Source organism: Rhizobium sp. CFBP 8762, assembly GCF_014841565.1.
Classification (GTDB): Bacteria; Pseudomonadota; Alphaproteobacteria; order Rhizobiales; family Rhizobiaceae; genus CFBP-8762.
Genome location: NZ_JACYUD010000009.1, coordinates 109,492 through 132,853, shown reverse-complemented (window position 1 = coordinate 132,853; position 23,362 = coordinate 109,492). Strand labels below are relative to the sequence as shown.

Sequence of the window (23,362 nt, the reverse complement as noted above, 5' to 3'; positions counted from 1 at the left end):
CTCGCCCGCTGCTGCCACGCTAATTTCCCTTGGATTTCATAAGGATAGGGTTTAAGTGTATAATCTGACTGACGATAAACACTAAGGTCTTCCCGCCCCGCACTCAAGTTGAAAAATAACGACATGCGACAAACCAGACACGGCAACACACATCAGCCTGTTCCACGCGGAGGGTTTTGACATGGCCTTGCCAAGAGCCGCCAGAACGCAGCGCCGCACACGCATCCAGCAGGAAAAAGAAGAGCAGATACTGGAAGCCGCCTTGCAGGTCTTTTCAGCCTTCGGTTTTCGCGGTGCGACGGTGGACCAGATTGCTGAACTGGCGGGTATGTCAAAGCCCAACCTGCTCTACTACTTTCGCACGAAGGAAGCGATGCATCGCGCCCTGATCGAGCGGGTGCTGGACACGTGGTTGGACCCTTTACGGGCACTCGACGCAGAGGGAAATCCCGTTTCCGAAATCCGCAGCTATATCCGGCGCAAACTGGAAATGTCACGGGACTTTCCACGCGAAAGCCGCCTGTTTGCCAATGAAATGCTGCACGGTGCGCCGCATGTGGAAGATGAACTCAAGGGCCCTTTGAAATCCTTGATGGACGAGAAGGCCGATGTCATCCGCGCCTGGATGCGGGCTGGCAAGATTTCCCGTTGTGATCCCTATCATCTGATTTTTTCCATCTGGGCGACAACCCAGCATTACGCAGATTTCGATGTGCAGGTGCGTGCCGTACTGGGTGACAATGCGGGAGAAGGGCGCTTCGAGGACGCAGCCCGGTTTCTGGAAGAACTTTACCTGAAAGGTCTTGGTATCGCGATCTGACGGGGAACCGCTCAGGCAATAAACCAGGCGAAACCATGAGCCATAAAGCCAACAGGCATGGCGTACACGCTATAACTGGCGAGTTTAGAATTGGTGCTCGCACGCCGTTCAATGCGGCTGGTCGGCGTCATATCGTGCATCCGATAACGATTCTCGAAATGGCCTCTGCTGTTGAGCGCGACAATCCTGTTGTCATTATGGTGGCGGCACAGCATGATGTGCGTTCCATTCGTTTTGATTTCCTTGTAGAAATCGATTTCGTCAGCCGCAAAGTCCCGGATCAGCACATGCTGTGGATCGCTGCCCCACAGGTCGACATCGAATATTCTGGCGAGGGAGGTTTCATTGATGACCAGCTTCGCACCAACCGGTGGAGACGTCGGTCCGTTATAGGTGCCTGCCGCATAGAGCGACCAGCGATCACGCTCTGTCCAGATTTCCTGTTTGAGTGCCGCAAACTCATCCGAACCGATTGCCAGATATGTGCGCACTGAACTCTCCAACCATTTTCACTTTTCTGGATATGTACATTCTAATATTCAGATATACAAGTTCGGTCGCTTTTTCTTGCGAAACGTCGCGAACTATCGATTATCTGCACGCACTGAATCGTTGAGGACACACAGAGCATGGCGAGGAAACCGGAAGTCGTAACGCGACTGGATGATGCGGCGAGGGCGGGCTGGCTGTATTATGTGGCCGGTCGTACGCAAGATGAAATTGCCGCTGCTATGGGTATTTCCCGTCAGTCCGCACAGCGTCTGGTGTCACTGGCCGTGGCTGAAAAACTGGTGAAGGTGCGGATCGATCACCCCATCGCGGCCTGTCTGGAACTCGGGAGCCGACTGAAGGACACGTTCGATTTGCGGCAGGTGGAAATCGTCCCGAGCGATCCGGTGTCCCCATCTTCCGTCGCGGGGCTTGCACCCGCTGCGGCAGCGGAGATCGAAAGGTGGCTGCGGCAGGTCGAGCCGATTGTCATGGGGATCGGAACAGGGCGAACGCTGAAAGCCTCGATTGATCTTCTGTCGTCGATCGACTGCCCGCAGCACCGGATCGTATCCTTGACCGGCAATATTTCGCCGGATGGGTCGGCAGCCTATTACAACGTTATTTTCAGCATGCAGGATACGATCAAGGCGCGCCATTTCCCCATGCCGCTGCCGGTGCTGGTATCCTCTGGCGAGGAGCGTGACCTGCTCCATGCCCAATCTCTGGTTCACACGGCCTTGACCCTTGGCAAGCAAGTCAATGTCGCCTTTGTCGGCGTCGGTGAACTGGGGCCGGATGCACCGCTCTGTCAGGACGGGTTTTTGGCGATCGACGAAATGGCGCGGCTGACAGATGCCGGGGCCGTGGGGGAAATCTGTGGCTGGATGTTCAACGAGGCTGGTGACCTGCTTGAAGGGCCAATCAACGAGCGCGTCGCCAGCATTCCGCTGCCCAACAGTCAGCAGGCGACAATCATCGGCATGGCACTGGGGCCGCGTAAATTCCGCGCGCTCCGTGCCGCCTTGACCGGTCGTATCCTGAACGGTTTGATCACCGACGAGGCAACGGCGCGCCTGCTGCTCGGCTGACACGCTCGAAATGGTGTTGATCAACAGGCAAACCAATTTTGTCGATTGACAAACACGCGCATTTAGTGAGTAATTGCCCATGCGAGAAGCAAATGCCCACTGTGCGAGGCGGTGGAGTTTGCCAAGCCATTTGCGCGGGCCGGGAGCCTGCCAATTCTTCTGGGAGGAAGATCATGACATTGAAAATTTTTATGCTGGGTACCTGCGCGGCAGCTTTGCTTTCAGGACTGGCACAAGCCGAAACGCTGACCATTGCTACGGTCAACAACGGCGACATGATCCGTATGCAGAAACTGACGGATGACTTCACAGCAAAGAATCCGGATATTCAGCTTGAGTGGGTTACGCTGGAAGAAAACATCCTGCGCCAGCGCGTCACCACCGACATCGCCACCAAGGGCGGCCAGTACGACGTGATGACGGTTGGCAGCTACGAAGTGCCAATCTGGGCCAAGCAGGGCTGGCTTCTGCCACTCGACAATCTCGGCGCTGATTATGACGCAGCCGATCTCGTGCCTGCCGTCAGCAGCGGTTTGAGCCAGGATGGCAAGCTGTATGCCGCGCCGTTCTACGCTGAAAGCTCGATGATCATGTACCGTAAGGACCTGTTTGAAAAAGCTGGTCTGACCATGCCCGAAGCGCCGAACTGGGATTTCATCGCGGATGCGGCACGCAAGATCACCGATAAATCCAACGAAGTCTACGGCATCTGCCTGCGGGGAAAAGCAGGCTGGGGTGAAAATATGGCCTTCCTGACGGCGACTGCCAACGCGTTTGGCGCTCGCTGGTTCGATGAGAAATGGCAGCCCCAGTTCGATCAGCCGGAATGGAAAAATGCCCTGTCATTCTACGTGAACCTGATGAAGGATGCCGGACCTCCGGGCGCATCCTCCAACGGCTTCAACGAGAATCTGGCACTGTTCCAGACCGGTAAATGCGGCATGTGGATTGATGCCACTGTTGCGGCCTCCTTCGTCACCAACCCGAAGGAATCCACGGTTCCCGACAAGGTCGGTTTTGCGCTGGCACCGGACGCGGGCCTCGGCAAGCGCGGCAACTGGCTGTGGTCGTGGAACCTCGCCATTCCGGCAGGCACCAAGAAAGCAGAAGCGGCTGAAAAGTTCGTAAGCTGGGCCACGAGCAAGGCCTATCTTGAACTGGTCGCCTCCAAGGAAGGCTGGGCAAATGTTCCTCCGGGCACGCGCACCTCGCTTTACAACAATGCCGAGTATCAGAAGGCAGCTCCCTTTGCCAAAATGACGCTCGACTCGATCAATGCTGCCGATCCGAAGAACCCAAGCACCAAGCCGGTTCCCTATGTAGGCGTACAGTTCGTGGCTATCCCGGAATTTCAGGGTCTTGGCACGGCGGTCGGTCAGCAGTTCTCGGCCGCTCTGGCTGGTCAAACAACGGTTGATCAGGCACTGGCCAGCGCACAGCAGTTGAGCGTGCGCGAAATGACCAAGGCTGGCTACATCAAGTAAGCTTTGCTCTTTGCCCTCTCTCCTCAAACGGGAGAGGGCCTTTTGTTTTCAATCAGAGCATTTCCAGTGAAAGTGGAATCACTTTCACGCCAGGACAATGCGACAAAACAAGATATCAGAGCATTTCCGGCGAACGTATGTTCGTCGCAAATACTCTAATTCGAAAGGTGGGCTGCGATGGCAACCTTGCATACCCGTGCGGCCGCGCGGCTGATGATGGCGCCGTCCGTTCTTCTGCTGCTGGCGTGGATGATCATCCCGCTGTCACTGACCATCTACTTCTCCTTCCTGCGCTACAATCTGTTGATGCCGGGCATGGAAGAGTGGGCAGGTTTTACCAATTACTCCTTCTTTCTGACCGATCCCGCCTTCTTTCAGGCTTTGTTCAACACGCTGGCCATTGTCGTCGGTGTACTCTGCATCACTGTATTTGGCGGCATCGCACTGGCGCTGCTTCTGGATCAGCCGATGTACGGGCAGGGCATTGTGCGTATTCTGGTGATTGCGCCCTTCCTGATCATGCCGACGGTTGCGGCACTGGTGTGGAAGAACATGTTCATGAACCCGGTCAACGGATTGTTTGCCTGGGTGGCAAAAGCGGTTGGCTTGCAGCCCTATGACTTTTTGTCCAATTCGCCGTTGCTGTCGATCATCGTTATCGTCGCGTGGCAGTGGCTGCCCTTCGCCACGCTCATTTTGCTCACCGCTCTTCAGTCGCTGGATGAAGACCAGAAGGAAGCAGCACAGATGGATGGGGCAAGTGCGTGGAGCCGGTTCATCTATATCACCCTGCCGCATCTTTCGCGGGCCATTACGGTGGTCATTCTCATCCAGACAATCTTCCTGCTTTCGGTCTTTGCTGAAATTCTGGTCACGACTAATGGCGGTCCGGGCACGCAGAGCACCAACATCACCTATCTCGTCTACGCGCAGGCCCTGTTGCAGTTCGATGTCGGTGGCGCATCGGCGGGCGGTATCGTCGCGGTTATTCTTGCCAACATCGTTGCCTTCTTCCTGATCAGGATGATTGGCAAGAATCTGGAGGCCTGAGATGGCACAGACTGTTTCCAAAGAGCGCAAGATTATCGTTACCGTCATTGCGTGGTCTATTGGCATTGCCCTGTTTTTCCCGATTTTCTGGACAATCCTGACCAGCTTTAAAACGGAGGCTGAGGCCATCGCCTCGCCACCATCGCTGTTCTTCTTCGACTGGACGACCGAGAACTACGCAGAAGTGCAGAGCCGCTCCAATTATTTCGGCCACTTCATGAACTCGGTTGTCATCTCGCTCGGTTCCACCTTGCTTGGGCTGCTGATTGCCATTCCCGCCGCCTGGGCCATGGCATTCTCACCAACACCGCGTACCAAGGATGTGTTGATGTGGATGCTCTCCACAAAGATGCTGCCGCCTGTTGGCGTGCTGGTGCCGATGTACTTGATCTTCCGCAGCGTCGGGCTTCTGGATACACGCATCGGGCTGGTTCTGGTGCTGACACTGATCAACCTGCCGATCATCGTCTGGATGCTCTACACCTACTTCAAGGAAATACCGGGTGAAATTCTGGAAGCCAGCCGCATGGATGGTGCGTCCTTGATGAAGGAAATCATCTACGTGCTGACACCGATGGCCGTGCCGGGGATTGCCTCTACTCTGCTCCTCAACATCATTCTGGCGTGGAACGAAGCGTTCTGGACATTGAACCTGACGGCCTCCAAGGCGGCCCCGCTTACCGCCTTCATCGCCTCCTATTCCAGCCCTGAAGGGTTGTTCTACGCCAAGCTGTCTGCCGCCTCGACCATGGCCATTGCGCCCATTCTCATTCTGGGCTGGTTCTCGCAAAAGCAGCTTGTTCGCGGTCTCACCTTTGGCGCTGTCAAGTAAAGGATATCATTATGGGTAGCATTACGCTCCAGAACGTCGCCAAGCACTTTGGTGAGCATGTCGTGATCCCGTCGCTGGATCTGGTAATCAATGACGGTGAATTCGTTGTATTCGTTGGCCCGTCGGGCTGCGGTAAGTCCACGCTGTTGCGCCTGATTGCAGGCCTTGAGGATGTGAGCGGCGGCCAGATTATTATCAACGGTCGCGATGCCACGGATCTGCCGCCCGCCAAGCGTGGCTTGTCGATGGTGTTTCAGTCCTACGCGCTCTACCCGCATATGAGTGTGCGCTCCAATATCGGCTTTCCGCTGAAGATGGCGGGCGAAGATAAAGCGGTGATTGACAAGAAGGTCACCGATGCGGCCTCGGTTCTGAACCTCACCGACTATCTGGATCGCAAGCCGCGCCAGCTTTCGGGTGGACAGCGCCAGCGTGTTGCCATTGGCCGGGCCATCGTGCGCCAGCCGGACGCCTTCCTGTTCGACGAGCCGCTGTCCAACCTCGATGCGGCGCTGCGTGTCAACATGCGTCTGGAAATCAGTGAGCTTCATCAGAAGCTGAAAACCACCATGGTCTATGTTACGCACGATCAGGTGGAAGCCATGACCATGGCCGACAAGATTGTTGTGCTGAACAAAGGCCGTGTGGAGCAGGTGGGTTCGCCCCTGGAACTGTACCACCACCCGGACAACATGTTTGTCGCGGGTTTTATCGGCTCACCCCGCATGAACTTTGCGACGGGCGACAAGGCGGCAGCCTACAACGCACGCACCATCGGTGTGCGGCCGGAGCATCTAACGCTTTCTACAACCGATGGCGCATGGCGGGGTACTGTGGGTGTTGCCGAACATCTGGGGTCCGATACGTTTTTGCATATCACGGTGGACGGCGTTGGGCTGGTGACCGCGCGTGCTGGCGGCGATGTGCCCTTGCGCCATGGTGATACGGTGTTTCTGACGCCGGAAGAGGGCCGGGTCCATCGATTTAACGAAACAGGAGCGAGCATTCGATGAACCGTCTTGAAGGCAAAAGCGCGCTGATCACCGGTGCCGCGCGCGGAATTGGACTGGCCTTCGCACAGGCCTATGTGCGCGAAGGCGCAACTGTTGCCATCGCCGATATCAATCTGGAACGGGCGCAGGCGGCGGCTGAAAGTATTGGCAATCAAGCCTATGCGGTGGAAATGGATGTAACCGATCAGGCATCCATAGATGCAGCCGTGGAAACGGCGATTTCGAAAACAGGCGGGCTGAATATTCTGGTCAACAACGCAGCCCTGTTCGATCTCGCACCCATCGCCGATATCACGCGGGACAGCTATGAGCGGCTGTTTGCGATCAATGTATCCGGCACGCTGTTTACCATGCAGGCGGTTGCCCGCCATATGATTGCACGCGGCAAGGGCGGCAAGATCATCAACATGGCCAGCCAGGCGGGACGCCGTGGCGAAGCGCTTGTGGCGGTGTATTGCGCCACCAAGGCCGCTGTCATCAGCCTGACGCAATCGGCAGGATTGAACCTGATCCAGCATGGCATCAACGTGAATGCCATTGCCCCGGGCGTGGTGGACGGCGAACACTGGGACGGCGTGGATGCGCTGTTTGCGAAATATGAAAATCGGCCCAAGGGCGAAAAGCAAGCGCTGGTCGGGAAGGAAGTCCCGTTTGGCCGCATGGCAACACCGGACGATCTGACCGGCATGGCGATTTTTCTCGCCTCTGCCGATAGCGACTACATCGTCTCGCAGACCTACAATGTCGATGGCGGCAACTGGATGAGCTGATAGCTCATACCCGTCGCGGAGGATACTATGACAATCGAACTTTCTCTGGCAACACTGGACGACATCAGCACCAAGGCGGCCATTCCGGCCTATGAACGTGCGAACTTGCGCGCCGGGATCGTGCATTTCGGCGTCGGCAACTTCCACCGCGCCCATCAGGCCGTGTATCTGGACGATCTGTTTGGCTTGGGCCACGATCATGATTGGGCGATCATTGGCGCGGGTGTTCTGCCGTCGGATGAAGCGATGCGGGAAAAGCTGGCGAGTCAGGACTATCTGACGACGGTGGTGGAGCAGGACAACAACCGCACGGCGGCGCGTGTGACCGCACCGATGATCGGCTATCTCAAGCCCGGCGAGACCCGCAGCATCATCAACCAGTTGACCGATCCGCATATCCGCATCGTCTCGCTGACAATTACCGAAGGCGGCTATTTCATTGATCCGGCGACAGGCGTGTTCAACCCGGCTCATCCCGCCATGGTTGCCGATGGGCAGAACCCGGGCGAACCCAAGACCGTCTTTGGCTTCATCGTTGCTGGTTTGAAGCAGCGCGCCTCGCTGAACATTCCGCCGTTTACCGTCATGTCATGCGACAATATTCCCGGCAACGGCCATGTGACGCAAGCTGCCGTGGTGGGCCTCGCCAGACTGTCGGACCCCGGCTTTGCAACGTGGATTGAAAACAACGTCGCGTTTCCAAACGGCATGGTGGACCGGATCACGCCGGCGACCGGCGCGCGTGAAATCGGCATCGTCGCAGACGAATTCGGCATTGCTGATCAATGGCCGGTGTTCTGCGAGGAGTTCAAGCAGTGGGTGCTCGAAGATAACTTCCCCCAGGGACGTCCCGCGCTCGAAGAGGTCGGCGTGACCTTCGTAGAGGACGTGGCCCCCTATGAACATATGAAGATCCGTATTCTGAACGGCGGCCATGCGGCGATTGCCTACCCCGCAGCGCTTCTCGATATCCACTTCGTGCATGAGGCAATGGAAGAGCCACTGATCCGTGACTTTCTCGCGAAGCTGGAGAAGGAAGAGATCATACCCATCATTCCGCCGGTGCCGAATACCGATCTGAACGACTATTTCACGCTGATCGAAACGCGCTTCTCCAACCCGAAAATCGGCGACACAATTCCGCGTCTCGCGCAGGATGGGTCCAACCGTCAGCCGAAGTTCATTCTGCCTTCGACGGCAGACCGGCTGGCCAAGGGGCTTGATATCACCGGTCTGGCGCTGGTGTCGGCGCTCTGGTGCCGCTACTTCGCGGGAACATCGGATTCCGGCAAAGCAATCGTGTTCAACGATGCCAATGCCGACCGGCTGCATGAAGCCGCGATGAAGGCGAAGGACGATCCCGCTGCGTTTCTGGCACTGGGTGATATTTTTGGTGACGTTGCGCGATCGGAAATCTTCCGGAAAAGTTTCAGCTATGCCTTAAAAACACTGTGGGAAAAGGGTACACGCCAAACCCTTACCCTCTATCTCGGCGGCCAGTTGGCCGCGTGAAAGCTGAACGATGAATGCTGACCTGATCATTTTCGATTGCGACGGCGTGCTTGTGGATAGCGAGCCGATCTCGTTCGATGTCTTGCTCCGCATTCTCACTGAGCACGGTGTGCACATCGAGCCCGACATCGCCTATGAGCGTTTTTTGGGCAAGAGCGTCAAAACCATGGGCGATGTGCTGAAGTCGGAGTATGGGCTTGCTATAGACGATGCTTTCCTCGACGGAATGCGCGCCTCTCTGTATGAGCGATTCCAGACGGAATTGCAGCCTATTCCAGGCATTGCAGAAACGCTGGATGGCCTGAACATCAAGCGCTGCGTTGCGTCCTCCAGCCAGCCGGAGCGTATCCGGCTGTCGCTGACGCTGACAGGGCTGATCGATAAACTCGATCCGCATATTTTCAGCGCAACGATGGTAGCAAACGGAAAACCGGCCCCGGACCTTTTCCTGCTGGCGGCAGACACCATGAATGTCGACCCACGAGACTGTGTGGTGATTGAGGATAGCCCGGCCGGCATACTTGCAGCCAAAGCGGCAAATATGCGCGTATTTGCGTTCGCTGGTGGCACACATGCCAACAACGAACGGCACAAGGCCATATTATCGGCCCTGAAGCCCGATCACCTGTTTGACGACATGCGAGATTTGCTCCATCTTGTTGGATGAGGATTAACGAAACAGGGTGTTGATGCGGGATCTGGTCGTTGCCGTCGATATCGGAACGGGAAGCGCACGCGCGGGCGTGTTCGATACACATGGCAGGCTTTTGGGACGGGCCGATCATGCCATTCTCATGAACCGTCCGCGTGAAAATTATGCGGAGCATGATTCCGAGGATATCTGGGCTGCCGTCTGCACTGCGGTTAAGGGCGCCTGTAGCGCGGCGGGTGTCACCGCACAGTCCATTGCGGCAATCGGTTTCGATGCGACGTGCTCCCTTGTGGTGCGCGATACCGAGGGCAAGCCGCTGTCCATATCGCTGAACGGCGATGCCCAATGGGACACAATTGTCTGGATGGACCATCGCGCGATCAGTCAAGCCGAGGCTTGCACGGCAACGCATCATCCGGTTCTGGAGCACTCCGGCAAAGCGATTTCCCCGGAAATGCAGATCCCCAAGCTGATGTGGCTGAAGCAGAAACTGCCGGAGCAATGGGCCAAAGCCGGAGCCATCTTCGATCTGGCAGACTTCATGACATGGCGGGCAGCCGGATCGCTGGCGCGCTCCCGCAGTACTTTGACAGCCAAATGGAATTACCTGTCGCACGCCGGTGGATGGCAGCCAGACTTTCTGGCCGCTGTCGATCTGTCGGACCTTCGCACCCGTGCTGGTCTGCCCGAAGACACCTTGCCGGTCGGGGCATCCGTTGGCAAACTATTGCCCGAGGCTGCGAACGCACTGGGGTTGGATACCGAGTGCGAGGTGGCAACCGGTCTGATCGATGCCTATGCCGGGGCTTTCGGCGCACTGGGGCGTTACGCTGGCAATGGCGATACGCTGGAACACCATCTGGCTTTGATTGCAGGCACGTCGAGTTGTATTGTCGCCTTTTCGAAAGACATGAAGCCCGGCTTCGGATTGTGGGGACCATATTTCGAAGCGTTGCTACCCGATCTTTGGCTGGTGGAAGGGGGCCAGTCTGCAACGGGTGCCCTGCTCGACCATATCGTGCGCATTCACAGCGCGGGCGGACCGCCGGACAAAGCGCTGCACAAGCGGATCATCGACCGTATCCAGGCCTTGCGGGCAGAAGAGGGCGATGCCTTTGCTCCGCGCCTGCATGTGTTGCCGGACTTTCACGGAAACCGTTCGCCGCTTGCCGACCCCAATGGCGTGGGCGTGATCAGCGGCCTGACGCTGGACTCATCATTCGATGCCTTGTGCCGTCTGTACTGGCGGACTTGTGTTGCCATTACTTTGGGTATCCGCCACATTCTGGCGATGATGACGGAGCGCGGTTACCATCTTGATACACTTCATGTTACCGGCGGGCATATCCACAATCCTCTGCTGATCGAGCTTTATGCCGATGTGACAGGCTGCCGGGTCATTATTCCAGACGAAGCGGATGCAGTTCTGCTGGGGACGGCAATGACCGCCAGTGTTGCGAGCGCGCTTTACCCGGACCTGAATACTGCGGGGTCTGCAATGGGCCCAAAGGGCAGGGAGCGTCTGCCGGATGCCGCACGAAAAACACTGTATGATGTTGATTTTGAAGCATTCCTGGCACTGTACCGTCATCGCTCGGAACTCGACGGTATTGTTAGTAAACCGGCGTTCAACAGTACGTTCGAAAAAAAGATAAATTCGCCGAATATTCGCGGAACCTTTTGAACGCTGTACTGTTTTGTGGATGTCCAGCTGACGGTCCGCATCGCCCCCAATGCGTGATCCCCAAAAGATCGCTGGACCCACCAATTCACTTCCCCCGGTGATTGGTCTCCAGCCAGTGTCTCCCCCGGACACTGGCTGTTTCTTTACCGGGTTTGGACTGGCTCTTAAGTTTAGATAATCTCGAATTCACGCGCTGGCAGAATGAGCTGGTATTGTGTCCCATCTGCTCCACAGGTGTATGTCGCGCTGCCATTGACGGCGACCGGAACGACTCGTTCCAGAACGATTTTCGCAAAATTGTTGTCATCTGCCTCAGACAACGAGGGCAATGGTGCGACGTCTTCGCTCCAGCGAATTTCAATAGCCCGCTGGCCGTTGAAGCTTGTTTCCCAACACGACAACGTCAAATTGGCATTGCCCTGCGCAATCGCACCGTGGGAAGCGGAGTTCACGATCAACTCATGCAGTGCCAGCCCGACATGCAAGGCCGCGTTGGGGGACAAATGCGCGTTGACGCCATCCAGTTGCACGGGAATTTTTGCATCGGGCCAATAGGGCAAAAACTGACGGCGGGCGAGGTCGAAAAAGAAAGCACCGCGCCAACTGGAATCGGTCACCAGATCCTGCGAGTTGGACAGCGACTGGATGCGTCCGCGAAACTTGATCAGAAACACATCCAGCGAGCGAGCCTGACGGGCCGTCTGCGTTGCGATGCCTTGGATGATCGCCAACAAATTTTTCGACCGGTGACTGAGTTCCCGCAACAGCGTCTTTAAAACCCGCTCGCGGGATCGGCTTTCGGATATATTGGAGATGATGGACAGGACTGCCTGTCCAGTCCCGATATCGACACGTTCCAGCATCATCCGAAAGGCATAAGGTTCGGGTTCTGCCGGAATTTCAATCAGCGTTTCCGCGGTTTCACCGGTCAGCAGCACCTTCGTTTTCAGCGCAATCAGCCTGACGGCATCCAGAGTGCTGAAAATGGCGTTGTCATCCGCACCGATTTGCGGCGGCTTACCAAAGGCAGGGGGAAAATTCTCGCTGTAGAGGGTCTCAAGCGAGGCGGACTGTAACAGAAGCCCTGTATCGGAATCACGCAGTGCACGCCCGATCAACGCCATGCGCAGCGGTGCTTTGATCTGGACAGGTGTTATCTGATCGTGACTGTCCAAGGCATGCATTCCCGATATGCTGTTTCAGAATGCCGCGATCAAACGGCCTGAACGGATGCCGGTGCACCCGTTCCATGATTCATGTCAGCAGAGCGCCATCACGCTGCAGCTTTCTCTGAGTCGTTGAAGAAGAGGGCCTGACTGATCAGCGCTTTGACCATGTCCGGATTGAACGGCTTCGTTACCAGAAATGTTGGTTCAGGGCGTTCGCCCGTCAGCAGTCGTTCCGGGAAAGCCGTAATGAAGATGACCGGAATAGAGCTTGTCTTCAGAATATCGTTGACCGCATCGATACCGGAACTGCCGTCAGCAAGCTGGATATCTGCCAGAACCATGCTTGGCTTGGTCTCGTTGAACAGACGAACAGCTTCGTCTCGCGTGCGTGCAATGCCGGTTACGTTGTGACCGAGGCTCATGACCATCTGCTCAATATCGATCGCGATCAGCGGCTCGTCTTCGATGATCATAATGTCGGTCGCCACCTGACGGGAGATTTCCTGCGAGGCCTGTTCCAGAACCCGTGCCATTTCACTGGACTCAAGCCCGAGCACCTCTGCGGCTTCATCGGGGCGGAAGCCTTCAACAGACACGAGGAGAAATGCCTGGCGGGCGAGGGGAGAGACGGACGCCAGATTGACCGACGCGCGCTGCTCCCACGCAAATGGAGACAAAGGCTCGGGGATAGCCACGGCGGATGTACCGAAAAGTTGTGTATACAGCTTGAAAAGCGCGACACGATCATTTTCAGCTTTTGGGAAGATCGAGATATCGGAAATAATAGCTTCAAGAACGGCAGCGACGTAAGCATCGCCGGAGGTTTGCGTCCCCGTCAATGCGCGCGAATACCGGCGCAGATACGGAAGGTAGGGCGCAATCCGGGTGGACAGTGACATAGTGTGTTATCTCCCTCAAAGGGCTCAAATGAAAGCCTCAGCAGGGGATTAACGCGATTACAATAAAAAAGGTTCCATAGAAGGAACCAAATTTTTCCTCGCGCATTTAGTTGAAAATCAACTTTCGAAAGTGATCCGCATCCACATGAGCTATGACACTGGGACGCAGCGTGCTGACGCCAATGCTTCAAGTGCAGATGATACGAACGCGCAAATCGCCAGTAAGTTGCGCGCGCTCTATCTGTCTGTGCAGGAAGAGGCCATTCCCGACCGGTTTCTTGACCTTCTGGAAAAACTCGATGCCGCAGAGCGTCAATCCAGCGACTGTTCCCAGGAGTAAACGGCGTAATGACCACCACCCCGGACACTACCGCCAGCTTCAAGCGCGAAATGCTCTCGGCCCTGCCAAGTCTTCGCGCATTTGCCATGTCGCTGATTGGTCGTCATGACCGTGCGGATGATCTGGTGCAGGATACCATCATGAAGGCATGGGCCAAACAGGACCACTTCGAGATGGGCACCAATATGAAGGCTTGGCTGTTCACCATTCTGCGCAATGAACTCTACAGCCAGATGCGCAAGCGCGGGCGTGAGGTTCAGGATAGCGACGGTTTCTTCACCGAGTCGCTGGCGCAACACCCGTCGCAGTATGGCTCGCTCGATTTGCAGGATTTTCGCAAAGCGCTGGAATCGCTGCCGTCGGACCAACGCGAAGCCATCATTTTGGTAGGAGCTTCCGGCTTCTCCTACGAGGAGGCTGCGGAGATTTGCGGCTGTGCTCTCGGCACAATCAAAAGCCGCGTCAACCGCGCGCGGCAACGATTGCAGGATATCCTGAAAATCAACGGCGAGGGAGATTACGGCCCGGATGCAACTTCCGCGCCTTTGACATCCCGCGCTTTCGTCTCCTAAAACCTATAAATTCTGATTGGCAATAGCTCGAATATATTTATGGCACACTATTCTGGTCGGGACCTCTTTCATTGTTATATTTGACCTTGAGGTCCCCCAGAGTTTCCATTAGATGAATCTAAAGGGAGGTTTGGCGATTATGCTGCATCGCCGCCGGAGTTGAATGACATGACGAATACCGTTGGCACGCTACCAACTCCGATACTCGATATTCTGAACTCGCCGGAGCGACTGGCGACGGTTGAAGAAATCTCAGCAGCGGTACCGGGACCGGACGCCGACTTTCTCCCTCTTGTCCAGATTGCCGCGAGCACCTTCCGGTGTCCAATTGCAATCGTTTCGCTGCTTGGCCCGCAAACCCAGATGTTTCAGGCGCGTGTCGGTGCAACGCAGACAACGGCGCCGACGGCGGATTCGTTCTGCGTCCACGCTTTGGCGCAGGCTCCCTCAACCTCGCTCGTTGTGCCCGATGCCGCTGCCGATGAACGGTTCTCGACAAAACCGCATGTCGCCCAGCAGCCTTTCGTGCGCTTTTACGCGGGCGTGCCAATCATGGTGGCCGGCCATCCAGTCGGTACCATCTGCGTCATGGATGTAGAGCCACGGGACGCTGCGACGGATGTCGAGCTTGCGCAGCTCGCCAGCCTTGCGACCTTGGCAGGCTCACTGTTTTCCATGAAGGACGAGGCCAGAAACCGGGCCATCAAAGCGGCATCGCTGTCACGCGAGGAGCGTCGGCACGCTATGGCTCTGGAAGCGGCCAATGTCGGCAGCTGGTTATGGGACATCAACAGCGGCATGGTATCCGGTAATGACGCGATGATGCGAATGCTGGGCCTGCCACAGAATGGCGCTACGAGCGCGCGGCAGGTGTTTGCGGCGATCCACGCCGATGACCGCACCCTTGCGCTGGATCGTCTGCGTGAAGCGATGAAACTGGACGAGGAGTATGACTCCGTGTTCCGAAGTGCATCCACAGGGCGGTGGCTGATGGGGCGCGGTCGTGTGCATGAGCGAGACAAGAACGGTGCAGCCTCCGTATTTCTCGGTGTCAACATCGATGTGACCGAGGCGCAGAGTTCCAACCAGCGAACCCGCTTGCTGTTGAGAGAACTGAACCATCGCGTCAAGAACACCTTGGCAATGTTGCAGTCACTCGCACGTCAGACCTTGCGCACGACGAGCGATCCCAAAGAATTCATGACGGCGTTTGCAGGCCGTCTTCAAGCTATTTCCGAGGCCCATGGACTGTTATCGGACCATGAGTGGGGCACCATTCGCCTGAATGCGCTTCTGAGCAAGCAACTCGGTCCCAGTGTTACGGACTATCCCAGACAGATCGAAATCCACAAGGACGAAATTGAACTCGGTCCTGATCAGGCTGTCGGCCTTGGTCTCGTTCTGCATGAGTTGGCTACCAACGCCACAAAGTTCGGTTCGCTGTCCGTGCCGGATGGCAAGGTCGTCATCGTTGCGCGTTCCGTTCAGGAAGACGGAAAACCTGTTCTTCATATGACGTGGACGGAAGTCGGTGGTCCTGAAATTGCGACCCGCCCGGAACGGCGCGGATTTGGGTCAATCCTGATTGAGCGCAGTCTTGACAAGATTTTGGGAAGCCGCGTGACAGTCGAGTTTCTTCCCGCAGGCGTAACAGCCATTATAAAAATGCCGCTGACCTACAGCATGTAGGCAGCGGCATATAACCGTGAATGTTGAAGCCGTTATTTCTTCCGTGGAGCCAGTGCGCCGATCAGGGAAGATAGGCCGAACGCGATTCCTGTAGCGATAATTGGGTTGCGGTAGAAGATCGCATTGCTCGCAGCCAAGGCCACGCTTGCACGGTTTTGTGCAATGCGGCGACGTTCCAGCGCGAGTTTACGATCCTTTGCTTTTAGCCCCATCATGACAAGCAGAATGAGCACTGCAACCACGAAGAAGGCAAATGCTATGCTGGCGGTGGCGGTAACCGGTGAATACATTTCGCTCAACCATATGGTGAGGGCTATCATCCCATAAATGAATGCTGCGAACAGCAAAAGGCCGGCAACGCTGTAAAGAATGGCATTTCGCTTATATCGCGAAACGGTTTCTCCCACGTTCGAAGCGGCATAAGTGGTAAAAAGTGCCCCAAGAGCCCCCATGCTTTTCTCCATTCACCCAACGGGCCAGACGCGTGTCGTCTTTGTTTTCGCAAGATGTGCCACACAGAGCGGCACATCTTGCGCATCACGCCTTAGCGGCGCAGCAATGCAGCGATGACCAGACCCACGGCGGCAGCAGCGCCCAGCGTCGCCAGCGGGTGCTCGCGAACGGTATGACGAACCTGACGTTCGGTATCGGAATAGCGCGAACGCAGATCCGACAGAATATCCTCGCTGTTGGCCCAAAGGTCATGCAAGCCGGATTCTGCCTGATTGCGAACGCTTTTCGCTCTCGACTGAACTTCGCTGGATGCATCGGAGCCGCGTGCGGACAAGGCCTTCGCCAGTTTGGAAATATCGCCGCGCAGCTGGCTGATCTGGTGCTCGACGGAGCTATCGATCAAACCGTTGCGCTTCGCCTTCTTTTCAAGCTGCGAGAAAAATCCTGTCGCCATAATGCTACTCCTTAAATGTGCGAGGCCGGTTGTAACGGCGTATCAGAACGCCCGGCAGACATTTCGGCTGGACAGGCGCGGTTCACTTTTCAAACGCGCCAGGGAACCTATTGTTCCATATCCATTTTCTAAAACGCGGCAGTATGGGGCAGCACGAATGGAGTGTTGTGAGCAGGCGTGGTGTTGACACGCATCTGACAGCCGAACACCGTTTGCAGTGTGTCATCGGTGAGAGCATCGCGCGGGTTGCCGGCGGCAGCGACCTGCCCGTCTTTCATCATGATCATATGTTCGGCGAACATGGCCGTCAGGTTGAGATCATGCATGACAGCAATCACCCCACCACCGCGTTCGCAGTAGCGGCGACCGAGCGCCATGATGGCCAGTTGATGCCGGATATCAAGGCTGGACACCGGCTCATCCAGCAGCAGGTAGCACGGTTCGCCATCCACGACTGGATCCCATATCTGGCAGAGGACACGGGCAAGCTGCACCCGTTGCTGTTCGCCGCCCGACAGTTCCTGATAGAAACGACCCGCAAACCCCTCCAGATCCACGGCTTGCAGGGCGTCTGTTACAATCCGCTGGTTTGTGACGTGGCTGTTGTGGGGATGGACGGTCAAGCCCATCTGGACGATTTCGCGCACGGTGAAGGGGAAGGCGATAACGCTGGCCTGCGGCAAGACGGCCCGCTTGATCGACAATTGCCAGGGTTTCAACTCTGATATCGCGTGTCCGTTGATGGTGAGATGGCCCTGAAACGGAAGTTCGCCCGCCAGTGCTTTCAACGTGGTGGTCTTGCCGGAGCCATTCGGCCCGGCAATGGCTGTAAACTCACCCGGTCTGGCGCGCAGCGATACATCCCGTACAATCGGTTTGCCAGACAGCCAAACCGTCAGGTTGGTGGCTTCAATCATCCTACAAACCCATCTGCATACGGCCGCGCAACAAAATCCACAGGAAGAAGGGCGCGCCGACAACGGCTGTCAGAATCCCGATGGGCAGTTCCGCCGGTGCTACGATGGTGCGGGCAAACATATCGGCAAAAAGCAGCATCACACCGCCCAGAAGTGCAGAGGCTGGAAGCAGATACCGGTGGTCCGGCCCAATAATCAGCCGCAGAATATGAGGCACGACAATTCCGACAAAGCCAATGCCGCCGCTGACCGCAACGGAAGCGCCCGTTGCGGCGGCCACCGTGACGATGCCAATGGCTTTCAATCTTTGCACCGGTACGCCCATGTGGAAGGCCGCAGCCTCGCCAAGGGTGATGGCATTCAGCCCGCGCGCCAGAAACGGCACGGCCAGAAGGGCCGCAAGCATGATTGGCCCGGCAGCCAAAATCTTGGTCCAGGTTGCGCCCGCCAACGAGCCGAGACCCCAGAATGTGAGATCGCGCAACTGCTTGTCATCGGCCTTGAACACCAGAATGCCCGTTACGGCTCCGGCCAACGCACCGAGCGCAATACCGGCGAGCAGCATCGTGGCAATTGAGGTCTGCCCGTTGCGGGTTGCGATACGATAGAGAAGGAGTGTGGTGATCAAACCGCCAACGAAGGATGCAACCGGCAGGGTATAAATGCCGAAGATCGCAAACAGGGGACCGAACACCTGAGTGCCAAGCACGATCATGGTGACGGCACCGAGACTGGCACCGGAGGACACGCCAACCAGCCCGGGATCAGCCAGCGGATTGCGAAACAGGCCCTGCATCACCGCGCCGGAAACCGCCAAAGATGCCCCGATCAAAAGACCCATGACAGCGCGCGGCAGCCGAATATCGTAAATGATGATCGAATCGCGGGCCGACAGTGTGGTGTCAGTCGCAAATCCCAACACCTCAAGGCCCAACACGTTCCAGATTGAGGCGTCCGACGCCCCCGTCATGACGGAAAAACCAAAGGTCACCAAGGTCAGAACAGCCAGCACGCCAATGACAATACGGGCCAGTGGAGCGCGATCGCCACGGCGCCAGTCCGACAGCAGCGCTTTCAGACCGGGTGGTACGGATGCTTTCGCCACCAGCGATGTGTCACTCAGCGCCATCGCCGGTCTTCTTGTAGATTGCCGCATTCAATTCCCGTATGGCAGACGCTGTCCGCGGCCCGAAGCCGAGCAGATGCAGCCCATCCATGCGAATGACGGCCTTGCTCTCAGCCGCTGGCGTGAGGCTGATGGCAGGGTGCGTCCATAAGGTTTCGTTGGACGCGCCATGGTCTCCGCCCCGGTCCATCATCAGGATGACGTCCGGCTTTGCCCCGATAATGGCTTCATCGGTCAGCGCCTTGTAACCGGGATATCCATCCGTGGCATTGACTGCGCCTGCCAGACCAATGATCGCATCGGCGGCCGTTCCCGTGCCGGACGCCATGATTTTACCGGCCTGCGTGCTTAGAATGAACAGAACGCGCTTGCGTTCGCCCTGAGGTCGCGAACTGGCTTCGCTCAGGGCTGCATCAAGGTCGGACCTGACGGTGGACGCCAGCGCTTGCGCCTTGTCCGGCACGTTCAGGAATGCGCCAACCGTTGAAATCTTATCGACAATGCCATCGCGTGTGTAGACCTCGGGCACGGTCTGGTAGGGAACATTGGCGCTCTTCAGCACAGCCAGCGCCTCCGGCGGACCGCTGCCCTCCACCGCCAGAATGGCACTCGGGTTGAGCCCCATCACGCCCTCCGGCGACAGAGCGCGCATATAGCCGACATCGGGAAGCGCCATGGCTGCGGCGGGATACATGCTGGTTGAATCGCGTCCGATCAACCGCTTTTCCTCACCCAATGCGTAGATGATTTCCGTGACCGCGCCGCCGATCGAAATCAGACGGGAGGTGTCGGCAGGTTGCGTCTGTGCCGTCACGGATGTCGCTCCGGCGACCGATAGCAACACCATCAGCGAAGCCAGACCACGTAGACGGAACAGCGATACCAGCCGGAAAATGCTCAACGTCATGTCCTAATCCTCAAGCCGCGACGATGCTGTTAAACCGGTTCAGGCTTTCCACGATACCGCGCCATGCATCCTGCTCCTGATTGCCTTCATGGCGCTTGCCAAAGAACTGGATGATCATCTCTCCCTTGGCATCGTAGATTTCGACCGAGGTCACATGGCCATCCTTGGTGGGTTTGCGCACTGCCCAGGTCTCGGCGATGTGGTCCATCCGCAGGTGCAGGTGGAAGTCGTCATCCATCACATTCAGCCAGGGACCCATGGCCTTGATGGTTTGCACTGGCCCGGAATGGATCTGGATCACACCGGGGTTGCCGACAAAGCACATGATGGGCAGGCCTTGCGCAGCGCTGGCGTTGAGCATTGCCTCTGCCGCCTGATTATCAAGCTGCCAGGCATAATCTTCGCCAACGCGCCGCACGGCTTCCTGACGATTAACCTTGAGCTTCTTCAACATGCCGAAAAACTCGTGCGTATCGGTCATCCGGCTCCAATTGTCGCGCAGCGCCGCCACGTCGGTTTCTGAAATCTCTTCGATTTTGGCGGGACGGGTGGTCGGAACGAAAATCTGCGACTGATCCTCCAGAGCCAGATCGTCGGTGATGCGCACGAAGGCATCCACATTGGAATGGGCGCGCAGATGCACCTTGTGAACGGCCATGCCCTCGCAATCGAAAAACTGAAAGCTGCGGCGCACCGTGTCACCATCTGTCTTGGTAACGGCAAAACCATGGGCCCAGGCAGTGGGAAACACGCGCAAATCAATTGCTCCACCAAGGACCAGTGTCGCAAACTTGCCCGGGGTCACGTTGTCATAGACTCCATCCTTTTCATGCACGGCGCTCTCGTTTCGCGTCAGCGCCAGCACGGAGCCCAGTTCCGCCGCCCGGCTCAGAAAGGTATTGGCGTTTCCGTCGATCCGGGTGGCGGTCAGCCCGCATTCGGCTGCGACGAGGGCTGCCTCGCTGATGCCAAGCTGGGCAGCCAGATCGCGTTCGCGCAACGAGGGGTTTGCGCTGCGAAAGCTGCGGATTTCGTGAGGAGAGGGAGAAGCTGCAGCCATCATAACACCTATTTGTTCAGAATTAACTTGCCCTGACGGGTGATTTTCAACCGATAAGTCGTGTCTTCATGCACAATGACGATCTCGGCTTTTCCCTTGAAAAGCTCAGCGCTGCTGACAGTCGGAAGGGTTTCGCTGTGGTCGCGACCTGCCGCAGAGGTGCCGTCAAATTTCCCGTTGTGAAACGTCAAAGCATAAAGTCCGGTCTTGTTGGTGGTAAAAAAGCCGATATATTAGCACTATAATGTGCGCTAACTGCCCTACCTATCTTGACTTGTTTACTCACGTTTCTTTAATGACGCAACAGCGTATTTTGGTTCTGCGGGCTGGTGAAAACAGTCTGTATATGATGCAAATATAATGTCAGGGTGGCCCGCAAAGGGGCGCAGACTGGCACTCTCGGGATAGGCAGGAATGATGTACAAACGTATTGCAGCTCTGGCAGTCGCTTCACTGATGACCTCTCTCGCGGTGGCGCAGGATGCGCAAGCGCCGCAGGAATTGATGATCGAGCTCAACACACTGGCATCCACCGAGCAGGGCTGCGGCATGACGTTTCTCATCCAGAATTCGCTGCCACAGTCCATCGATACGATTTCGCTTCAACTGGTGATGTTCAACGCCAAGGGGCAGGTGGAAAAGACCATTGGCCTACCGTTCCGCGATCTGCCCACCGGAAAGGACAAGGTGCGCCAGTTCAATCTGCCGGGTTTGAAATGTGAGACCATCAAGGGCATGCTGATCAACGATATCACGGCCTGCGAAGGCAATGGCGTGGACAAGGCGATCTGCACCAAAGCGCTCAAAACCCGCTCCAAAACCGATGTGACCTTGCAGGGCTGAGAAAGCTCAGCGCTCTCCCCTCGTGTCGACCACCGTGCGTGGCGATGCGTGACCAGACGTGAATGTGGACTGCACCATGAACAATGTTTTCAAATGGACCGGGGCGCTCCTGTTCTCGCTGGGCCTTCACGGGGGCGCGTTTTTGATCTTGCCAGAGAGCAAGCCGCAGCCGCCGATGACGGAAGGCGGCATTCCCATTGAAATGACCAGCCTTGGCGGCATGATTGATACCTTAGAGGCAGGCGACGACGTGCAGGAGATTGAGCCGGATCAGGTTCAGGAGGTGGTCGAAGAGGTTGCGCAAGAGACGCTGCCGGACGTTGCCCAGCCGCAGCCCCTTCTGCCTCCACTGGACGCGCCAGTGGTGGAGCAGGCAGAGGTTGCCGCCGCTGCCGAGCAGCCGGAGATCGTTGAGCCAGAAAAGGTTGAGGAAGAGCCTCAGCCGGAGCCGCCGCCGGTTGTCAAACCCAAGCCCAAGCCTGAACCCAAAAAAGAAAAACCGCGTAAAAAGCCCGTTGAGGTCAAACGTCGGGGTGATAAGGGCGATAGCAAGGTGAGCGAAAAGCTCGGCACCGCTGATGGTGTTGAGGGCGCACCCCCGTCTGCCAGTGGTGGCAATCAGGCCGGAAATGCCAGGGTCAAGGGCGATGGCAATATCACGAACTTTCAAGGCAAAATCCGTCGTAAAATCGACCGGGCGAAACGGTATCCCACTGCTGCCAGACGTGATCGTCTCCGGGGCATAGCCTCCGTCGCGTTTACTGTGTCGTCAAGCGGCGCTCCTACCAATATTCGCCTGGCGAGAAGTTCCGGTTCACCTATTCTCGATCAGGAAGCACTAGCCACTGTGCGTCGTGCCGGGCCGTTTGCATCCCCGCAAGAGGTGGGGCGCGAATCCTACCCCTTCGTCGTGCCGCTGGACTTCACCCTACCGCGTTAACAATCATCCACAGGGTTCGGCCTGTTGGTGAAAATTGAAATATGATAATTTTTGTCATGTTTATACTTTACAGTTGTGCTCATGTTTATTAGGGTCCGGTCAATCAACCGCCATGCAAGGGTTCGCGTGGCCTTTTCGGAACGGAGATATCATGCGCGACAAGCATCGCCACAAGCAGAAGTCCTCTCGTGCTTTGCCGGAGCCTATGGCGGATGTGGAAGCTGACGCTTCCAGGCAAAGCCTCGAAGGACGCAGCTTTTTGTACGTCGGCGGTCGGGATTGTCAGGTCGCCCATTTGCGCCAGATCGTCAGTTCCTACGGGGCTGAACTCATTCATCATGATGGTGGTCTGCGCGAAGCCGTATCGCGGATTGACCGCGTTCTGCCATCGGTCGACTGTGTATTCTGCCCCATCGACTGTATTAGCCACGATGCGTGTCTTCGCGTGAAGTCCGGTTGTAAGAAGTGGGGTAAGGCGTTCGTGCCGTTGAGAAACGGTAGCAAGTCCAGTTTTGAACGCGCACTGCAAACACTGCAATCGGAAGCTGACGCCTGATGGATCATGCCATCGCGGATGGCACACTCGGGCAGGAGCG

General features: G+C 56.8%; 26 protein-coding genes. 16 read left to right on the top strand and 10 right to left on the bottom strand.

The annotated features are described in order from the left end of the window. The first annotated feature begins 181 nt into the window (after positions 1-181). Entirely contained in the window at positions 182-820 is a 639-nt protein-coding gene (locus IFT84_RS18945; RefSeq protein WP_192122174.1) for a TetR family transcriptional regulator C-terminal domain-containing protein, read from the top strand. 11 nt (positions 821-831) lie between these two features. Here IFT84_RS18945 and IFT84_RS18940 read toward each other — a convergent pair whose 3' ends face one another. After that, on the bottom strand, positions 832-1,311 hold the full coding sequence (locus tag IFT84_RS18940) for a hypothetical protein (protein ID WP_192122173.1): 480 nt from the start codon (positions 1,309-1,311) through the stop codon (positions 832-834). Between the two features lie 138 nt (positions 1,312-1,449). Between IFT84_RS18940 and IFT84_RS18935 the strand changes: the two genes are divergently transcribed. The 9 genes from IFT84_RS18935 to IFT84_RS18895 all read left to right on the top strand — a co-directional run bounded on the left by IFT84_RS18935 (position 1,450) and on the right by IFT84_RS18895 (position 11,397). Beyond that, positions 1,450-2,400, top strand: a complete 951-nt coding sequence (locus IFT84_RS18935; RefSeq protein ID WP_192122172.1) for a sugar-binding transcriptional regulator — start codon at positions 1,450-1,452, stop codon at positions 2,398-2,400. A 173-nt stretch (positions 2,401-2,573) separates the two neighbouring features. Further along, positions 2,574-3,884, top strand: coding sequence for an ABC transporter substrate-binding protein (locus IFT84_RS18930; protein ID WP_192122171.1), 1,311 nt, complete (start codon positions 2,574-2,576; stop codon positions 3,882-3,884). Between the two features lie 177 nt (positions 3,885-4,061). After that, positions 4,062-4,934: a carbohydrate ABC transporter permease gene (locus tag IFT84_RS18925; protein WP_192122170.1), complete on the top strand. Its 873-nt coding sequence runs from the start codon at positions 4,062-4,064 to the stop codon at positions 4,932-4,934. Between the two features lies 1 nt (position 4,935). Then, positions 4,936-5,766, top strand: a complete 831-nt coding sequence (locus IFT84_RS18920) for a carbohydrate ABC transporter permease (RefSeq protein WP_192122169.1) — start codon at positions 4,936-4,938, stop codon at positions 5,764-5,766. An 11-nt stretch (positions 5,767-5,777) separates the two neighbouring features. After that, positions 5,778-6,779 (top strand): ABC transporter ATP-binding protein, encoded by a 1,002-nt coding sequence (locus IFT84_RS18915; RefSeq protein ID WP_192122168.1) that lies wholly within the window; start codon positions 5,778-5,780, stop codon positions 6,777-6,779. Beyond that, positions 6,776-7,549: an L-iditol 2-dehydrogenase gene (locus tag IFT84_RS18910; protein WP_192122167.1), complete on the top strand. Its 774-nt coding sequence runs from the start codon at positions 6,776-6,778 to the stop codon at positions 7,547-7,549. The genes IFT84_RS18915 and IFT84_RS18910 overlap by 4 nt, the downstream gene beginning before the upstream one ends. A 27-nt stretch (positions 7,550-7,576) precedes the next feature. Then, a complete protein-coding gene (locus tag IFT84_RS18905; RefSeq protein WP_192122166.1) occupies positions 7,577-9,061 on the top strand; it encodes a mannitol dehydrogenase family protein in 1,485 nt (494 codons plus the stop codon). A gap of 10 nt (positions 9,062-9,071) precedes the next feature. After that, the gene (locus IFT84_RS18900) at positions 9,072-9,728 is read left to right on the top strand and encodes an HAD family hydrolase (RefSeq protein WP_192122165.1); all 657 of its coding nucleotides are present in this window, start codon (positions 9,072-9,074) and stop codon (positions 9,726-9,728) included. Positions 9,729-9,750: 22 nt separating this feature from the next. Beyond that, positions 9,751-11,397: an FGGY-family carbohydrate kinase gene (locus tag IFT84_RS18895; protein ID WP_192122164.1), complete on the top strand. Its 1,647-nt coding sequence runs from the start codon at positions 9,751-9,753 to the stop codon at positions 11,395-11,397. A gap of 170 nt (positions 11,398-11,567) precedes the next feature. Here the strand turns inward: IFT84_RS18895 and IFT84_RS18890 are convergent, their stop codons facing one another. Then, a complete protein-coding gene (locus IFT84_RS18890) occupies positions 11,568-12,521 on the bottom strand; it encodes a sensor histidine kinase (RefSeq protein ID WP_192122262.1) in 954 nt (317 codons plus the stop codon). 149 nt (positions 12,522-12,670) lie between these two features. After that, the gene (locus IFT84_RS18885; RefSeq protein ID WP_192122163.1) at positions 12,671-13,465 is read right to left on the bottom strand and encodes a response regulator; all 795 of its coding nucleotides are present in this window, start codon (positions 13,463-13,465) and stop codon (positions 12,671-12,673) included. 145 nt (positions 13,466-13,610) lie between these two features. Here IFT84_RS18885 and IFT84_RS18880 point away from each other — a divergent pair, with 145 nt between their 5' ends. From IFT84_RS18880 to IFT84_RS18870, 3 genes are all read left to right on the top strand, one after another. After that, on the top strand, positions 13,611-13,805 hold the full coding sequence (locus tag IFT84_RS18880) for a NepR family anti-sigma factor (RefSeq protein ID WP_192122162.1): 195 nt from the start codon (positions 13,611-13,613) through the stop codon (positions 13,803-13,805). An 8-nt stretch (positions 13,806-13,813) separates the two neighbouring features. After that, a complete protein-coding gene (locus IFT84_RS18875; RefSeq protein WP_192122161.1) occupies positions 13,814-14,377 on the top strand; it encodes an RNA polymerase sigma factor in 564 nt (187 codons plus the stop codon). A 168-nt stretch (positions 14,378-14,545) separates the two neighbouring features. Beyond that, on the top strand, positions 14,546-16,066 hold the full coding sequence (locus IFT84_RS18870; RefSeq protein WP_192122160.1) for a sensor histidine kinase: 1,521 nt from the start codon (positions 14,546-14,548) through the stop codon (positions 16,064-16,066). A 32-nt stretch (positions 16,067-16,098) separates the two neighbouring features. Here the strand turns inward: IFT84_RS18870 and IFT84_RS18865 are convergent, their stop codons facing one another. From IFT84_RS18865 to hemP, 7 genes are all read right to left on the bottom strand, one after another. Further along, on the bottom strand, positions 16,099-16,518 hold the full coding sequence (locus tag IFT84_RS18865) for a phage holin family protein (RefSeq protein WP_192122159.1): 420 nt from the start codon (positions 16,516-16,518) through the stop codon (positions 16,099-16,101). A 92-nt stretch (positions 16,519-16,610) separates the two neighbouring features. Next, a complete protein-coding gene (locus IFT84_RS18860; protein WP_192122158.1) occupies positions 16,611-16,973 on the bottom strand; it encodes a DUF883 family protein in 363 nt (120 codons plus the stop codon). A 128-nt stretch (positions 16,974-17,101) separates the two neighbouring features. After that, positions 17,102-17,890 carry a heme ABC transporter ATP-binding protein gene (locus IFT84_RS18855; RefSeq protein ID WP_192122157.1) on the bottom strand — a complete coding sequence of 263 codons (789 nt, stop codon included), beginning with the start codon at positions 17,888-17,890 and terminating at the stop codon, positions 17,102-17,104. 1 nt (position 17,891) lies between these two features. After that, positions 17,892-19,019 (bottom strand): FecCD family ABC transporter permease, encoded by a 1,128-nt coding sequence (locus IFT84_RS18850; RefSeq protein ID WP_244651285.1) that lies wholly within the window; start codon positions 19,017-19,019, stop codon positions 17,892-17,894. After that, complete coding sequence (locus IFT84_RS18845) at positions 19,006-19,863, bottom strand: heme/hemin ABC transporter substrate-binding protein (RefSeq protein ID WP_244651298.1); 858 nt, start codon at positions 19,861-19,863, stop codon at positions 19,006-19,008. The genes IFT84_RS18850 and IFT84_RS18845 overlap by 14 nt, the downstream gene beginning before the upstream one ends. 70 nt (positions 19,864-19,933) lie before the next feature. Continuing rightward, positions 19,934-20,986 carry a hemin-degrading factor gene (locus tag IFT84_RS18840; protein WP_192122154.1) on the bottom strand — a complete coding sequence of 351 codons (1,053 nt, stop codon included), beginning with the start codon at positions 20,984-20,986 and terminating at the stop codon, positions 19,934-19,936. Positions 20,987-20,991: 5 nt separating this feature from the next. Continuing rightward, a complete protein-coding gene (hemP, locus tag IFT84_RS18835) occupies positions 20,992-21,174 on the bottom strand; it encodes a hemin uptake protein HemP (RefSeq protein ID WP_192122153.1) in 183 nt (60 codons plus the stop codon). A 223-nt stretch (positions 21,175-21,397) separates the two neighbouring features. Between hemP and IFT84_RS18830 the strand changes: the two genes are divergently transcribed. From IFT84_RS18830 to IFT84_RS18820, 3 genes are all read left to right on the top strand, one after another. Beyond that, complete coding sequence (locus IFT84_RS18830) at positions 21,398-21,826, top strand: hypothetical protein (protein WP_192122152.1); 429 nt, start codon at positions 21,398-21,400, stop codon at positions 21,824-21,826. A 76-nt stretch (positions 21,827-21,902) separates the two neighbouring features. Then, on the top strand, positions 21,903-22,766 hold the full coding sequence (locus IFT84_RS18825; protein WP_192122151.1) for an energy transducer TonB family protein: 864 nt from the start codon (positions 21,903-21,905) through the stop codon (positions 22,764-22,766). Positions 22,767-22,971: 205 nt separating this feature from the next. Then, positions 22,972-23,322, top strand: a complete 351-nt coding sequence (locus tag IFT84_RS18820; protein ID WP_244651297.1) for a DUF2325 domain-containing protein — start codon at positions 22,972-22,974, stop codon at positions 23,320-23,322. Positions 23,323-23,362 lie beyond the last annotated feature (40 nt).

Bases quoted from the DNA above. Each gene is read 5' to 3' on its own strand.
- IFT84_RS18915 (WP_192122168.1), top strand. From the start codon at position 5,778: ATGGGTAGCATTACGCTCCAGAACGTCGCCAAGCACTTTGGTGAGCAT.
- IFT84_RS18825 (WP_192122151.1), top strand. From the start codon at position 21,903: ATGAACAATGTTTTCAAATGGACCGGGGCGCTCCTGTTCTCGCTGGGC.
- IFT84_RS18900 (WP_192122165.1), top strand. From the start codon at position 9,072: ATGAATGCTGACCTGATCATTTTCGATTGCGACGGCGTGCTTGTGGAT.
- IFT84_RS18945 (WP_192122174.1), top strand. From the start codon at position 182: ATGGCCTTGCCAAGAGCCGCCAGAACGCAGCGCCGCACACGCATCCAG.
- IFT84_RS18930 (WP_192122171.1), top strand. From the start codon at position 2,574: ATGACATTGAAAATTTTTATGCTGGGTACCTGCGCGGCAGCTTTGCTT.
- IFT84_RS18925 (WP_192122170.1), top strand. From the start codon at position 4,062: ATGGCAACCTTGCATACCCGTGCGGCCGCGCGGCTGATGATGGCGCCG.
- IFT84_RS18840 (WP_192122154.1), bottom strand. From the start codon at position 20,986: ATGATGGCTGCAGCTTCTCCCTCTCCTCACGAAATCCGCAGCTTTCGC.
- IFT84_RS18820 (WP_244651297.1), top strand. From the start codon at position 22,972: ATGGCGGATGTGGAAGCTGACGCTTCCAGGCAAAGCCTCGAAGGACGC.
- IFT84_RS18860 (WP_192122158.1), bottom strand. From the start codon at position 16,973: ATGGCGACAGGATTTTTCTCGCAGCTTGAAAAGAAGGCGAAGCGCAAC.
- IFT84_RS18850 (WP_244651285.1), bottom strand. From the start codon at position 19,019: ATGGCGCTGAGTGACACATCGCTGGTGGCGAAAGCATCCGTACCACCC.
- IFT84_RS18845 (WP_244651298.1), bottom strand. From the start codon at position 19,863: ATGGTGTTGCTATCGGTCGCCGGAGCGACATCCGTGACGGCACAGACG.
- IFT84_RS18910 (WP_192122167.1), top strand. From the start codon at position 6,776: ATGAACCGTCTTGAAGGCAAAAGCGCGCTGATCACCGGTGCCGCGCGC.
- IFT84_RS18830 (WP_192122152.1), top strand. From the start codon at position 21,398: ATGATGTACAAACGTATTGCAGCTCTGGCAGTCGCTTCACTGATGACC.
- IFT84_RS18855 (WP_192122157.1), bottom strand. From the start codon at position 17,890: ATGATTGAAGCCACCAACCTGACGGTTTGGCTGTCTGGCAAACCGATT.
- IFT84_RS18865 (WP_192122159.1), bottom strand. From the start codon at position 16,518: ATGGGGGCTCTTGGGGCACTTTTTACCACTTATGCCGCTTCGAACGTG.
- IFT84_RS18875 (WP_192122161.1), top strand. From the start codon at position 13,814: ATGACCACCACCCCGGACACTACCGCCAGCTTCAAGCGCGAAATGCTC.
- IFT84_RS18905 (WP_192122166.1), top strand. From the start codon at position 7,577: ATGACAATCGAACTTTCTCTGGCAACACTGGACGACATCAGCACCAAG.
- IFT84_RS18880 (WP_192122162.1), top strand. From the start codon at position 13,611: ATGAGCTATGACACTGGGACGCAGCGTGCTGACGCCAATGCTTCAAGT.
- IFT84_RS18895 (WP_192122164.1), top strand. From the start codon at position 9,751: ATGCGGGATCTGGTCGTTGCCGTCGATATCGGAACGGGAAGCGCACGC.
- IFT84_RS18935 (WP_192122172.1), top strand. From the start codon at position 1,450: ATGGCGAGGAAACCGGAAGTCGTAACGCGACTGGATGATGCGGCGAGG.
- IFT84_RS18885 (WP_192122163.1), bottom strand. From the start codon at position 13,465: ATGTCACTGTCCACCCGGATTGCGCCCTACCTTCCGTATCTGCGCCGG.
- IFT84_RS18920 (WP_192122169.1), top strand. From the start codon at position 4,936: ATGGCACAGACTGTTTCCAAAGAGCGCAAGATTATCGTTACCGTCATT.
- IFT84_RS18890 (WP_192122262.1), bottom strand. From the start codon at position 12,521: ATGGCGTTGATCGGGCGTGCACTGCGTGATTCCGATACAGGGCTTCTG.
- IFT84_RS18870 (WP_192122160.1), top strand. From the start codon at position 14,546: ATGACGAATACCGTTGGCACGCTACCAACTCCGATACTCGATATTCTG.